The following is a 12,950-nucleotide window of genomic DNA, read 5'->3' as shown; positions in this document are numbered from 1 at the left end:
GGGCTTCCGGACGGCTGCACCCTTGCTCCATTATATTAAAAGGAGGGCTAATTTGGGGATTAAAAATTATATAAAAATGTTATGTCTACTTATAGTGCTCGGATTGTTGTGTGAAACGGCAGCTGCACAGGTTTCAAGTTCAGAAGGCAACCGTATATGGGACGAAAACTCAAACCAGAACTTTACTTACACCTGGACGCCCCAGACGTACTCGGGTTTTTACTATGACCTGGATACCGGAGTAGGCTCCGAGAATATGACGATCCAGCTTACTGAAGGCAGCCGGAGTGTCCAGAGAAATGAATTGCAATATGAGACAAGACCCATTAAAACGGAATTCGAATTTGGGGACTGGGACTCTTATCAGGTTATAGGGTTCATGGCTGAGAAGTATTTTGCGGGGTACACAGAAAATTCCAGCTTTGTAAAGGACGATATAAGTGTTATTTCGGAAGGACAGCTTTCGAAGATCCTGACTGATAGTGATGACAGGAAATCCCTGTACACGGGCTCTTCTCTCATACTCGAAGAAGGTTATTCCCTGAACATTGTGGAAGTGGACATTAATGGGGATACCGTATGGGTACAGCTCGAAAAGGACGGAGATGTGGTGGATGAAGACTTCCTCTCCTCCAACAGTGACTATGTTTATGAAACCAAGCTTGGGGCTGCAGAAGATGTACCTCTCATTGCAGTCCATTTAGCTCAGATCTTCAGTGGTAGAGAGACCAATGCGGTTTTTGTTGAAGGTATTTTCCAGATATCGGATGAATACGTCCAGATTGAGAATGGGGACAGATTCGGGAAAATGGAAATAAGTTCCACTTCAAGTTCAGGGATCACAATGAAAAACCGTGATTCTATCACTCTTAGCAAGGGAGATACTATCGACATAATGGGAAAACTTAGCTTTGTTGTGGCTGATGCCAATGAACTCCGCTTTGCTCCCATAGTCGAGACTTCCGAGCCCGGAACCTATGAATTAAGAGGAACGGTCTACGATGAAGTGTTTAAGACAACTGTCTGGACACCTTTCAACTTTGAAGGATTCTATTACAGCATCGATGAAAATGTCTCCACCGAAAGCCTGACCCTCAAAGAAGGAATCAGTGGAAGGTCAATTAATGACGAAGCGCTTGTTTATTCCACCAGCCCGGCACTTGTGAAATTTGAGCATGACGGCTGGGGAAGCTATGAGGTTATCGGGTTCATGGCTGAGAAGTATTTCGCGGGCTATCCTGCGAATACCTTTGGAAATTCAAAGAGCGTGAGTGTGCTTTCGGACAATATCCTCGCAAAAGTCCTGATTGACGACGATAACAAAAAGTCGATGTCTACGGGCTCTTCAATAGTTCTCGAGAACGGCTACTCGCTCAAGGCTTCAGAAGTCGATATTAACGGAAAAAGTGTGCTTTTTGAGCTGTATAAAGATGGGAAGCTGCTGGATTCGGGAATCGTTTCCCAGAATGGGGACTATATCTACGAAGCCGACATCGGAGGAGCTGAAGAAGTCCCGATGATCGCAGTCCACTTAAGCACTGTCTTCCGGTCGCGGGAAACCGATGCTGTGTTTATAGAGGGGGTCTTCCAGATCTCAGACGATTACAGTGAGCTTTCCCAGGGCGAGTCTTTCGACAGGATGGAAATAAGCACTATTTCCAGCTCAGGAATCACAATGAGAAACGAGGATTCTATTTCCCTTTCAAAGGGCAATACCATTGACCTGATGGGCAACGTTAAGTTCAAGGTGGCTGATTCGTCTGTCCTGCGCTTCTATCCCTTTGTTGAAGTCGAGAGCGCTGCCCAGGATCAGCTGGAAATTGAAGCTCCAGATGTCCTTGTGGTCGGACAGGCGGCAGAAATTCAGGTCATGGCAAGAAATGTTTCAGTCAGCGATGTTGAAATCTTCCTTGAGGATGAGCGCATCGGGACTACAGGAGATGACGGAACTCTTACGTACACCCCCAATCAGGAAGGCAAATTCACATTATCTGCAAACAAGGCAGGATATATCTCCGGAAGTAAGGATGTGGATGTTGTCGGAGCAGGTGTCCTGAAGCTGTTGCTCTCAATCTCTCCGGAAACCGTCAGGATAGGAGACCAGATTAACATAGTGGTTACTGACTCTGTAGAAAAGAAACCTGTCTCCGGGGCAGATGTCTTCTTCGGAGGACTGAAAGTTGAAGGACAGACGGGTACAGATGGCACTGTGTCTTACTGGGTAACTGCTCCAGGTACATATACGGTAAATGCTACAAAGGCAGGTTATGAGGAAGGAGAAACGGTTATTGAGGTTTCTGAAGACAGAGCCAATTTTGAATATTCGGACTTCTCAATTGAGCCTGCTTCTGTTAAGGGCGGAGATGCAGTTACAATCCAGGTGAAAGTTGAAAACACCGGCAATATTGCAGGAGAAACCGAAGTTGAACTGCTGGTCAACAATGAATCCGTTGATTCCAAAGCAGTGAGTTTGGAAGCTGGTGCAAGTACGGTGGTCGACTTCTCTCATACTGAGGAAGAAGCAGGGACATATAATGTTGAGGTAGGAGATATGAGCGGAAGTTATGAAGTAACGAAGTCAACTCCTTTCCTCAGCGGCATTGCGACTCTTGGAATACTCGCCACGGCATTTATACTGCTCCGGAAACGAAGGAACTAAACAGGTTTGATAATTCTTCTGCAGCAGGGGCCGGAAATTAATTTTTTTTGATTCCGGTCTTTTTCTTCTCTTTTTCTTCGCATCTTTCAACCTGATAGCTTTCCGGATCTTCATTTGATAGTTCTCTGGATATCTTAACCGGACACTTTCCTTGATATTTTACTGGAGGCTTCCTCACGCAGGCATAAAATAATATAATAGAATAGTAAGCAGGAATGTAAGAGAAGGAGTACTATGCTTGAAACCCTGAGTGCTTTTATTACTGACTACGGTTACCTGAACCTTTTTATCCTGAGTTTTCTGGCTTCTACAGTCTTGCCTTTCGGGTCGGAGGCTCTGGTAATCGCTCTAGTTTACCAGGGGTTTAGCCCTTTTACTGTCGTTATGGTAGCCACCACTGGCAACTTTCTCGGGTCATGCACCACTTACTACCTCGGTTTAAAAGGGAGGCATGTGCTTGAGAAGTATCTTTCTCCTTCCCCGGAAAAGCTCGAAAAAAGTGAAAGGCTTTTTAATAAATATGGAGTCTATACTCTTCTTTTCACCTGGGTGCCAGGTATAGGGGATGTGATTACCATGGTTGCGGGGCTTATGCAACTTTCTTTCAGGTCTTTTTCAATCCTGGTCTTTCTGGGGAAATTCGCGCGTTATTTCGTACTTGCTTATTCGGTAGTGTTTTTTAATGGCGGATTTTAAGTTTTTCCAGTGGCAAAAAGAATCTAAACTTCTCACCGGTAATATGGAATTTTTATCTTAAAAATTGTAATTCCTTATTCCGGCAGGTTCTCCTTTTAAATCTTCTTATGTTTATTCTACACTACGCCCGATCTGGCGATCTTGTTTCAAAACCATTTCTCTAAACGAACTAGATGGATATATTTATATAGCTATGGTTACAATACTTTTTTGCTAAAGCAATTTTAGTTGATTTTTATTTGCTTTGCTTGCCATTCTGACCTGTTTTCCGGGTCCTCAAAACGGAGCATATGCTCGGTTATAACCTCCATTTTTATTTTTTTATTTTTTTTATTTTTCATTTTATTATTCCTATTTATACGCAATTTCACTTTATATCTTATACTTTCTTGATTTATTTACAATGTTTCTCATCGTCTTTTTCTTCAGTTATTCTCATGGACTTCTACAGGTATGGATTTCTGTCGTGTTTATTGCATATTCTATATAACGCATTTCCTGAATTATATTTTCAATTGATACAAGTTTGCTTGTTTTGTTTTTTGTGCTCTCAGTTTTGAGGACATCATTACCTCTAAACTAATTTGTATAGGCTCTCACGCATCTGCTTCTCTCTCACCGTAACCTTTATGTATCCATTAACTCAATTTAACTTGTCTTGTTCACAATAATATTTACTTGATATCCTTATGGTGATCCTATGCATATAATGGAAGGTTTTTTACCGAGCCCCTGGTGGCAGGCCTGGTTTGCAGTGTCAATTCCGGTGATAATGTACGGCATCTATAAAATGAATAAGCTGGTGAACGAAAAACGCGAGATTTTGCCTCTCCTTGCTGTCGCAGGTGCATTTGTTTTCGTGCTATCTTCCCTTAAACTGCCTTCGGTAACCGGGAGCTGTTCCCACCCCACAGGAACAGGGGTCGCAGCAATTATATTCGGTCCGGCAATCTCCGCAGTCCTCGGAACCATCGTGCTTCTCTATCAGGCACTTTTCCTTGCACACGGAGGACTTACAACTCTTGGAGCAAATGTCTTTTCCATGGGCATCGTTGGTCCTGTGGTGGCATACCTGGTCTATAAGGCAGGGATGAAAGCAAATCTCAATTTCTATATTGTGGTTTTCCTTGCTACAGCCTTCGGGGACTGGGCAACTTATGTGACCACCTCTGTGGAACTTGCTCTGGCATATCCTGCAGGAGGAGTACTCACCGTTGCAGGTTTTATGAGTTCATTCGGCAAATTTGCCACTGTCTTTGCAGTTACCCAGGTGCCTCTCGCAATCATGGAAGGCGCTATCAGTGCCCTGCTCTTCAAGTATGTGGTCAACGTCAAGAGCGATATCCTGATTGAAATGAAAGTCATTGAAGCTGCAGTCGTGAAAAAACTGAGAGGGATTTCCGCATGAGCAGAAAACTGGAACTTATTGTGCTTGCAATTGTTCTTATCTTCGCAGTTCAGTTCGTTCATATGTCGTCCACAACGGACGCTGAGTATGGGGGAGCTGACGGCGAAGCTGAAAATGTGATTAACGAGATCACTGGCGGAACCTACGAACCAATTGCAGAACCTTTCTGGGAGCCTCCAAGCGGGGAAATCGAAAGCCTCCTCTTTGGTCTTCAGGCAGCTATAGGCGCAGGGATCATCGGTTACTTCCTTGGCTATTACAATGCTAAAAAAAACTATGAAAACGAGCTTGGATACAAAGGAAAGAATAAGCCTGATAGCGACAGGCAATCTTTATAATTTCTTCTTCTACTCTTTTACTTATCCTCCCCACAGGGGAGGAAAGTTTTTATCTTTTGCCTTTTATTTTTAACCCTTGATTTTTGCTTTCATCTACCTATCTGCAGGTTCCCCACATGACCAATATCCTTGATGATTATGCCCTTATGAGCCCTCTAAGGCATCGAAACAACTGGTTGAAGCTGGTAATAGTTCTCTTCGGGCTGCTTGTAGGAGTATCATCCACATCCCCTATAACTCCTCTTTTCATAGCCCTTTGCATGAGCTTTACAACAGTTGCTCTCGGCAGGGCTCCCCTTAAATTATACCTGAAACTCCTGCTCGCCCCTGTAGGCTTTGCACTAACAGGTGTGGTTATCATTGCTTTTTTCTCAGGATCGGGGCAGGAGCTTCTGTCCTTCAACCTTGCAGGTTATCCTCTCTCGGTAAGGGCAGATGGGCTTGAGCTTGCTCTCCTGGTACTTTCACGGTCCTTAAGCGGGATGTGCTGCCTTTACTTCCTTTCGCTTACAACTCCTATGATAGAACTCTTTGCCGTGCTCAAGGCTACCAGGCTTCCGGAATCCCTCATCGAGCTTTCCATGCTGATTTACCGGTACATCTTTGTTTTCCTGGACATGGCCCTTTCAATAAAGTATGCCCAGACTGTGAGGTTAGGCTACTCGAACTTCAGGCGCTCCCTTAATTCAATGGGTATGCTTGGAAGTACACTTTTTATAAGGTCCTGGGAGCAGGGAGATAAGCTCTTTCTTGCCATGAATTCCAGGTGTTATGACGGAAAAATGACTCTCTTTGAAGTGCACAGGCCTGTAAGGGCAATAGAACTACTGCTGACTTCTGTTTACTTCCTTTCAGCTCTTGCACTTTTTTATTTTACAAAAAACATATCCATCATTTGAGGTAACAGATCATGATCATTCTTGAGACCAGGGGCCTTAAATACACATACCCGGACGGGACTGCAGCTGTCCAGGATATAAACATCGAGATCAAAAAAGGAAAAAAGATTGCCTTTGTAGGGCAGAACGGCTCCGGAAAGTCCACGCTTTTCCTGCTTCTGAACGGGACTTTAAAGCCAAACGAGGGTGAAATCCTCTTCCATGGAGCCCCTATTAAGTACGATTCAAAGTCCCTCCGGGAAATCCGGAAATCCGTAGGAATAGTTTTTCAGAATTCCGATGACCAGATCTTTGCTCCCACAGTGTATCAGGATATAGCTTTCGGGCCTGCAAACCTGGGTTACTCAAAAGAAAGGGTCGATGCCTGCGTACAGCAAGCCATTGAACAGGTAGGGCTCTCCCGCCTGAAGGACAAGCCCCCCCATCATCTCAGCGGAGGACAGAAAAAGAGGGTTGCAATTGCAGGGGTTATGGCTATGGAGCCTGAAGTGATTGTCCTTGATGAGCCTCTTTCAAATCTTGATCCGGTGGGTGCGGATGAAATAATGGATCTGCTCAACGAATTTAACCAATTCGGAAGCACTATCATCATCTCCACGCATGATGTGGATCTGGCTTACCGCTGGTCCGACTATGTGTTCCTCATGTCAAACAGCAAACTTATAGGGCAGGGGACACCTGTGGAGGTCTTCAAAGAGCAGGAGCTTCTTAAAAAAACAGGTCTGCGCCAGCCCACTACCCTTGAAATTTATCATGAAATTGAGAGGAGGGGACTTGCATACGGCAAAAACTCCCCTAAAAGCATACCTGACCTTGTCAACACTTTAAAGCCGCTTGATCTTATGTGGGTTGAGGTCCCTCCCGGAGTCCGGGAAGGCGACAACCTGAATCTCGGGGTTATGTATGGGGAATATGCGACCCATTCTCCTTATGAAGCGGTTAATGCCACGGTTCTGCACATCCACCCTGACGGCAGGGCTATTGTTGAGCTGAAGCGCAAAGGGATAAAAGCTGGTGGGGTGCTGCTTTATGATACTGATAGCTATTCCCTGCCAGAAATCAGGCAGATCCTGAAAGATGGAGAAATTGCCTTTGTGGGGGCAATGGGCAAGAAAAGCAAGACTCTTGCCGAACAGGACGGAATCCGCCTGGACGTTACCTCAGGCGTTATAGACAAGTCGATCCTGATGGCCCTCTGTGGAAAACGCTGCCTTATCCTCACAACAGGCGGAATGGTGGATCATGCTCTGAAAAGAACCCGGGAGTATGTGGAAAAAAGCGGGATAGAATTTACTGTTGGCGTGGTTAACAGGGAAGACGGATGCAAATGGACTGAAGAAACGGATAGTAACCCTGAGGCTTTTAAGGTCTGATTTTTTCCTTTTTCATCTTTCTTTTTCATCCTTCTTTTTCATCCTTCTTTTTCATCCTTCTTTTTCATCCTTCTTTTTTGTCCTTCTTTTTCATCCTTCTTTTTTGTCCTTCTTTTTTCTTCCCTTTCCTTATATTTCTTTATATGTCGTTTTGAGTAGAAGCGCATCTTCTTCCAGGATAGGGCTTTCGCAAATGATCCGTCCCCTAACTTCGAATTCTTTTAGGGCTTTTAAAAGTTCAGGATAATTAAAGTCCGATTCTTTAAGGGCCAGGTGTCTCTTTTCCCCGTTCCTGTTATATTCTATTCCCGAAACATGCATGTGCATGTTTTCAAGCCCTTCTTTTCCAAGAGTATCTTCTACTTTCGAGAGGATTGCCGTAAATTCGGGATAGGAGTTTTCCTTTCCTTCTCTTGCGTGCATGTGGGAAAAGTCCAGGCAGGGCATAACCCCTTCGATTTCTTCGCTTAAGGCAAGCACTTCTTCAAGAGTTCCAAACTGGGTACGTTTGCCCATGGTCTCAGGACGAAGGACTGCAGGTATCCCTTCATCCAGGAGCTGTTCTGTGAGTTCTCTGAGGGCTTTTGAGACATTCTCATAGACAGCTTGCTTGCTGCTCTTCTGGTAAAAGGCTGCGTGCAGTACGATTGACTCTGCTCCGCAGAGGCTGCCTATCTTTGAAGCCCTGTAAATCCTTTCCATGCTGGCTTTTAATTTCTCTTTTTCCGGGGAGTTCAGGTTGATATAATAAGGTGCATGTACGCTCAGGGCTATGTTTTCTTTTCCGGCTGTTTCCAGAACATTTCCTGCACCTTTTTCGCTCATGCGTACTCCCTGCACGAACTCCAGTTCCATGCAGTCGAGACCCAGTTCCCTGACACGCTCAATTCCTGCAGTACTATTGCTGGCTTTTGCGCTTCTGGGAACCCCTGCAGTCCCAAATAAAAGTTTTTCAGATGACATGTTTTTCAAAATTTCCCTTTTCAGGATACTTCTTTCCAGAATACTTTTTTCCAGACTTTTTTCCAGAATACTTCTTTTCAGGATCTTTTTTCCAGAATCCCCCTTTAGAATATTTTTCCTGTTTAGAAAATTCCCACAAAGTCCTTTAACTGCTTTGCCCTTTCCGGAGATACCTTTTCCTCGACTACCGCCACCAGTTCCTCAAGGTCTTCGTCCAGGGACTGGACATCTTCCTTTCCTTCAAGGGCAAGTCCCACAAGGTAGTCAAGTTCTTCCGCGTTCAGCCTCTCTAGCCTTTCTCTGAAGTCTTCCGGAGATTCGGCAAACTTGTGTGATATCGGGCGCAGGATGAATGGAAAATGGTGCCCCGCTTCCCTTGAGATCTGATTTCCTCCTGCTTCGGGGGCAAGCTTGTTAAAAATCTCAATGTCTTTTTGTGTAAATTCTCTGGACATGTTATCACTTTATGATTCGGTCTTGATTTATACCTTTTTAAGGGGGTATGCCTGAAAGATGCAGCTATTCAGACCTCAAATCTCTTTTTTTAGCCTGCCGTGCCTGTCAATCTCCCCTTTTGCAATCCGTGTGGATGAAATCGGGGTCCCGTCTTCAGCCATCACATATTCAACGTACACAATTTCAAGAAGTTTTTTCCCCTTTTCCTTTCTGATGCCGTTAATTTTCAGGGCAACCGGATAGGTCTCAGGGGAGACTACTATGTAGTCAAAGTCCTCTTCCAGAGTCGGGCCGTAGGGATCGTTCAGCCTCGTAACCTCATATTTTTCTTTCGGAACCCCCATTTTTTCTATGTATTCCAGCAGCCGCCCCCTTCTGTTTTCATACATATCGACGCTGTGGTTTTTTTGTAACATTTCGTCCGAAGTGAGTCCTATGTGGACTTTTCCGCCCCCGGCTATTTCAAACGCTTTTTCAATTAATCTGGCGTGTCCGTCATGAAGATACTGAAACGTACCGCCTAAGGCGACCTTTGGCATGATGGGTGATAATCTACTAAAGTAAAAAGAAGTTTTGGTTTTTTTCGGTTTTCGGGAAGATTTCTTTATTTTTCTCCTTTCTTTTGTAAGTGTAACTGTCAGAAAAATACCTCTTATTTTCCTCCTTTTTGCCAGGTTTTGCAGCATTATAACTGCGTTTTACAGGGCCTTCTGAATACTTTCACCCCGCTTACTCTAGCTATATATACCTGCAAACCATAGTGAAGCAACTGTCATGCACCTTATACAAACATGTGCATCTAGGAGAATCTGTAATGAGCGAAATAGCACTTGAAGACCTGCCAGGAGTTGGCCCTGCAACTGCAGAAAAACTCAAAGAAGCCGGATTTAACACAATTGAAGCAGTGGCCGTAGCCTCTCCTTCTGAACTTGCAACTACAGCCGAAATAGGGGAATCGACTGCCGCAAAAATCATCAATGCTGCAAGGCAGGCTGCTGATATCGGGGGATTTGAAACCGGAGATATTGTGCTTGAAAGAAGGAAACTTGTAGGCAAGCTGACTACCGGTTGTACGGAATTTGACGAAATGATGGGCGGGGGCATAGAAACCCAGGCTATTACCGAACTGTACGGAGAATTCGGTTCCGGAAAGACCCAGGTGGCTCACCAGCTCGCAGTGAATGTCCAGATGGACCGGGAACACGGAGGTCTCGGCGGGTCCGTCATTATAATCGACACTGAAAATACCTTCAGGCCGGAAAGGATCACCCAGATGGTAAAGGGGCTTTCCGAGAAGTACGGAATGGAACTTAATCCTGAAGAATTCCTGCAGAACATCCATGTTGCCAGGGCATACAATTCCAATCACCAGATACTTCTTGTAGACTCTGCAACAGACCTGGCAAACGAGCTCAAGGAAATGGGAAAACCCGTTCGCCTGTTGATCGTTGACTCTCTTATGGCTCACTTCAGAGCTGAATATGTAGGAAGGGGAACCCTTGCAGACAGGCAGCAAAAGCTAAATAAGCATATGCACGGCCTGCTCCGCTTCGGAGATCTGTTCAATGCCTGCGTGGTTGTTACAAATCAGGTCATGGCAAAACCAGATGCCTTCTTTGGTGACCCCACAAGGCCTGTCGGAGGACATATTGTGGGACACACGGCAACCTTCAGACTCTACCTCCGGAAGTCCAAAGGAGAAAAGAGAATTATCCGCCTGGTAGACTCCCCCAACCTGCCCGAAGGGGAAGCTGTTGTTGCAGTCACCACAGCCGGAATTACTGACCAGTGAAGGTTGAAATCAATTAATAACTATGAATGGGGAAACATTTTATCTCCCCGTTCCCATATCTTTTTAATGAAATTCAAAGCTATTGTCGTTGACATTGACGGGACAATTACCTGCGAAAACAGGGAACTCCACCTTGGAGCCGTCAAAAAAATCCGTTCCCTTAAAGTTCCGGTAGTTCTTGCCACAGGCAACATCCTCTGTTATGCAAGGACAACATCAAAGCTTATAGGCCTGGACGGGGCTGTGATCGCCGAAAACGGAGGCGCGGTTACCGTCCGCTACGATCTGAACGGCACTTTTGAAGAAAGCCTGGAAGAATGTGAAAAAGCCTTTTCTTTCCTCTCCGAACATTTCCAGCTCACCAAACTCGACCCTTTCTACCGGAAAACCGAAATCGCCCTCCGCCGGAACTTTGACCTCGAAAAAGCCAGAGCCCTCCTGAAAACCCAGCCCTTCGATGTCGAAATGGTTGACACCAAATACGCAGTCCACATCAAAAGCACCAAGATCGACAAAGGCTCAGGCCTCCGGAAGCTTGCAGGAATGATGGGACTCGAAGCTTCGGACTTTGTGGCAATAGGGGATTCTGCAAATGATGTTGAACTGTTTGAGGCTGCCGGTTTCGGGATTGCGGTTGCAAACGGCGATGAAAAAATAAAGGAAGCTGCCAATTACGTGACAGAAGCCTCATTTGGGGAAGGGGCAGTAGAAGCCTTCGAGTATCTGGAATTGAAAGGCTGGATTTAAGAATTCGTGTTTGAAACTCATAGAAATATTTTGAGTTTTGAGGTCAGTTTATATCGTAACCGCATTCATCAGAAACTAAAATAAGAAAAATGATTGAAAATAATTCAGTTATAAATCAGCTAGATATCTATTGTTTTTTATCTTGAATTTGCTATAGAATCCTAGTTTAACAGAAGCATATAGATTATAATGTATAAATGAACTTCATACTTCTATTTTCTTCATACAATTCAAAGTTTTGTCTTGTGTTTTATGATTTCTGACGTGTTTCATTTCTTAGATATGATGTACCGAAGCAATGCATTTTTTGTAAGGAATTACTGTACTAATTAGTAGAATCTGTCAAAGCAGGATAGAGATAAATAGCTGTAAATTTTCTGAGGGGTAAATTGAAGTTCAAAATAAAATTTATGTTACCATCTTAGCCAAAATAAATTTAAATATTAACTTTTATTTTTTTAGTATGTTAAATCGATTGAATCTGAAATTTATTTTTTATTTTGCTATATTGGTAATGATTCTATTTGCAGGATGTATTGATTCCGATGTGGAAGAATCTGCTGAAGAAGAATCTGTAGGGGGATCTAGGGAAGAAGTAGTAGGAGAGATTCCAAAATACTCTGATGATGTTAATTCCAGCAATGTAAATGCAACTGCAATGCTCAATAAAGGGAATGATCTGTATGATTCGGGCAACTATGAGGAAGCAATAGAAGCTTACGATAAAGCAATAGAAATAGATCCACAAAATTCAGACAGTTGGTTTAATAAAGGGAATGTTCTTTATGATTTATGCGAGTATGAGGAAGCAATATATGCATATGAGGAAGCAATAAAAAACGATCCTCAATACTATGGCGCCTGGGGCAATAAAGGAAATTGCCTTGTAATATTAAGCAAACATGAAGAAGCTATAGAAGCTTATGAGAAAGCAATAGAAATCAACCCCCAATATTTTGAAGCATGGAGTAACAAAGGTATTGCTCTTGGATATTTAAGAAATACTGAGGAAGAAATTGAAGCATATGAGAAAGCAATAGAAATCAACCCTCAATACGCAAAGGCTTGGTACAACAAAGGAAGTACACTTAACAGTTTAGGCAAATCAGAGGAAGCGCTAGAGGCTTATGAGAAAGCGACAGAGGTTAATCCTCAGTTCTTTGAGGCCTGGTATAATAAAGGAAATTTACTTTCGAAATTAGGAAAGTATGAGGAAGCAATAGAGGCTTATGAGAAAGTAACAGAGATTAATCCACAGTTTTACGCTGCTTGGTTCAACAAAGGAAATGCTCTATATAATCTGGGAAATTATGAGGAAGCAGTAGTAGTATACGATAAAGCAATAGAGATTAATCCTCAATTCGCAGATGCATGGGGCAATAAGGCAGATGCTCTGTATAAGTTAGGCGAATCTGTAGAAGCGTTAAAAGCTTTCAAAAAAGCAGTTGAACTTAAAAGCTTCTAATAGGTTTATATAAAATTTTTGTGGTGTGGCATTTTAGAGCCGCACATTTTATAAATTTATAATTCATCAGCCCTATATCATTTTGTGTGATGCTATTCTTTATTTACGTGTTGAGTTTTTCGAAGCTGAAGTTACATTCGGATGGATAATAACT

At 43.6% G+C, this 12,950-nt stretch carries 13 protein-coding genes; 9 read left to right on the top strand and 4 right to left on the bottom strand.

Annotated features, from left to right (window positions below; genetic code table 11):
- Positions 1-76 precede the first annotated feature (76 nt).
- The 6 genes from EO98_RS08040 to EO98_RS08015 all read left to right on the top strand — a co-directional run bounded on the left by EO98_RS08040 (position 77) and on the right by EO98_RS08015 (position 7,373).
- On the top strand, positions 77-2,659 hold the full coding sequence (locus tag EO98_RS08040) for an S-layer protein domain-containing protein (protein WP_235283962.1): 2,583 nt from the start codon (positions 77-79) through the stop codon (positions 2,657-2,659).
- A gap of 234 nt (positions 2,660-2,893) precedes the next feature.
- A complete protein-coding gene (locus tag EO98_RS08035) occupies positions 2,894-3,355 on the top strand; it encodes a YqaA family protein (protein WP_048138314.1) in 462 nt (153 codons plus the stop codon).
- A 700-nt stretch (positions 3,356-4,055) separates the two neighbouring features.
- Positions 4,056-4,763, top strand: a complete 708-nt coding sequence (locus EO98_RS08030; protein ID WP_048138312.1) for an energy-coupling factor ABC transporter permease — start codon at positions 4,056-4,058, stop codon at positions 4,761-4,763.
- On the top strand, positions 4,760-5,101 hold the full coding sequence (locus EO98_RS08025; protein ID WP_048138310.1) for an energy-coupling factor ABC transporter substrate-binding protein: 342 nt from the start codon (positions 4,760-4,762) through the stop codon (positions 5,099-5,101). The genes EO98_RS08030 and EO98_RS08025 overlap by 4 nt, the downstream gene beginning before the upstream one ends.
- Positions 5,102-5,217: 116 nt before the next feature.
- Complete coding sequence (cbiQ, locus tag EO98_RS08020) at positions 5,218-6,000, top strand: cobalt ECF transporter T component CbiQ (protein WP_048138308.1); 783 nt, start codon at positions 5,218-5,220, stop codon at positions 5,998-6,000.
- 11 nt (positions 6,001-6,011) lie between these two features.
- Entirely contained in the window at positions 6,012-7,373 is a 1,362-nt protein-coding gene (locus tag EO98_RS08015; RefSeq protein WP_048138306.1) for an energy-coupling factor ABC transporter ATP-binding protein, read from the top strand.
- A 129-nt stretch (positions 7,374-7,502) separates the two neighbouring features.
- On the opposite strand, the gene EO98_RS08010 is transcribed toward EO98_RS08015, so the two are convergent.
- The 4 genes from EO98_RS08010 to EO98_RS08000 form a co-directional block, all read right to left on the bottom strand.
- Complete coding sequence (locus EO98_RS08010; RefSeq protein ID WP_048138304.1) at positions 7,503-8,336, bottom strand: TIM barrel protein; 834 nt, start codon at positions 8,334-8,336, stop codon at positions 7,503-7,505.
- The gene (locus EO98_RS18360) at positions 8,326-8,475 is read right to left on the bottom strand and encodes a hypothetical protein (RefSeq protein WP_156161067.1); all 150 of its coding nucleotides are present in this window, start codon (positions 8,473-8,475) and stop codon (positions 8,326-8,328) included. The genes EO98_RS08010 and EO98_RS18360 overlap by 11 nt, the downstream gene beginning before the upstream one ends.
- On the bottom strand, positions 8,459-8,791 hold the full coding sequence (locus tag EO98_RS08005; protein WP_048132909.1) for a hypothetical protein: 333 nt from the start codon (positions 8,789-8,791) through the stop codon (positions 8,459-8,461). The genes EO98_RS18360 and EO98_RS08005 overlap by 17 nt, the downstream gene beginning before the upstream one ends.
- Before the next feature lie 75 nt (positions 8,792-8,866).
- The gene (locus EO98_RS08000; RefSeq protein WP_048138452.1) at positions 8,867-9,331 is read right to left on the bottom strand and encodes a phosphopantetheine adenylyltransferase; all 465 of its coding nucleotides are present in this window, start codon (positions 9,329-9,331) and stop codon (positions 8,867-8,869) included.
- A gap of 275 nt (positions 9,332-9,606) precedes the next feature.
- Between EO98_RS08000 and radA the strand changes: the two genes are divergently transcribed.
- The 3 genes from radA to EO98_RS07985 all read left to right on the top strand — a co-directional run bounded on the left by radA (position 9,607) and on the right by EO98_RS07985 (position 12,796).
- Positions 9,607-10,584: a DNA repair and recombination protein RadA gene (radA, locus tag EO98_RS07995; RefSeq protein ID WP_048138302.1), complete on the top strand. Its 978-nt coding sequence runs from the start codon at positions 9,607-9,609 to the stop codon at positions 10,582-10,584.
- Between the two features lie 66 nt (positions 10,585-10,650).
- The gene (locus tag EO98_RS07990; protein WP_048138300.1) at positions 10,651-11,331 is read left to right on the top strand and encodes a phosphoglycolate phosphatase; all 681 of its coding nucleotides are present in this window, start codon (positions 10,651-10,653) and stop codon (positions 11,329-11,331) included.
- 514 nt (positions 11,332-11,845) lie between these two features.
- Positions 11,846-12,796: a tetratricopeptide repeat protein gene (locus EO98_RS07985; protein ID WP_052734450.1), complete on the top strand. Its 951-nt coding sequence runs from the start codon at positions 11,846-11,848 to the stop codon at positions 12,794-12,796.
- Positions 12,797-12,950 lie beyond the last annotated feature (154 nt).

The sequence above is a fragment of the Methanosarcina sp. 2.H.T.1A.6 genome, from assembly GCF_000979455.1.
GTDB lineage: Archaea > Halobacteriota > Methanosarcinia > Methanosarcinales > Methanosarcinaceae > Methanosarcina.
This window is presented reverse-complemented; position numbering and strand designations above follow the sequence as displayed.

Bases quoted from the DNA above. Each gene is read 5' to 3' on its own strand.
- cbiQ (WP_048138308.1), top strand. From the start codon at position 5,218: ATGACCAATATCCTTGATGATTATGCCCTTATGAGCCCTCTAAGGCAT.
- EO98_RS08030 (WP_048138312.1), top strand. From the start codon at position 4,056: ATGCATATAATGGAAGGTTTTTTACCGAGCCCCTGGTGGCAGGCCTGG.
- EO98_RS08000 (WP_048138452.1), bottom strand. From the start codon at position 9,331: ATGCCAAAGGTCGCCTTAGGCGGTACGTTTCAGTATCTTCATGACGGA.
- radA (WP_048138302.1), top strand. From the start codon at position 9,607: ATGAGCGAAATAGCACTTGAAGACCTGCCAGGAGTTGGCCCTGCAACT.
- EO98_RS08005 (WP_048132909.1), bottom strand. From the start codon at position 8,791: ATGTCCAGAGAATTTACACAAAAAGACATTGAGATTTTTAACAAGCTT.
- EO98_RS08015 (WP_048138306.1), top strand. From the start codon at position 6,012: ATGATCATTCTTGAGACCAGGGGCCTTAAATACACATACCCGGACGGG.
- EO98_RS07990 (WP_048138300.1), top strand. From the start codon at position 10,651: ATGAAATTCAAAGCTATTGTCGTTGACATTGACGGGACAATTACCTGC.
- EO98_RS08035 (WP_048138314.1), top strand. From the start codon at position 2,894: ATGCTTGAAACCCTGAGTGCTTTTATTACTGACTACGGTTACCTGAAC.
- EO98_RS08010 (WP_048138304.1), bottom strand. From the start codon at position 8,336: ATGTCATCTGAAAAACTTTTATTTGGGACTGCAGGGGTTCCCAGAAGC.
- EO98_RS08025 (WP_048138310.1), top strand. From the start codon at position 4,760: ATGAGCAGAAAACTGGAACTTATTGTGCTTGCAATTGTTCTTATCTTC.
- EO98_RS07985 (WP_052734450.1), top strand. From the start codon at position 11,846: ATGATTCTATTTGCAGGATGTATTGATTCCGATGTGGAAGAATCTGCT.
- EO98_RS08040 (WP_235283962.1), top strand. From the start codon at position 77: ATGTTATGTCTACTTATAGTGCTCGGATTGTTGTGTGAAACGGCAGCT.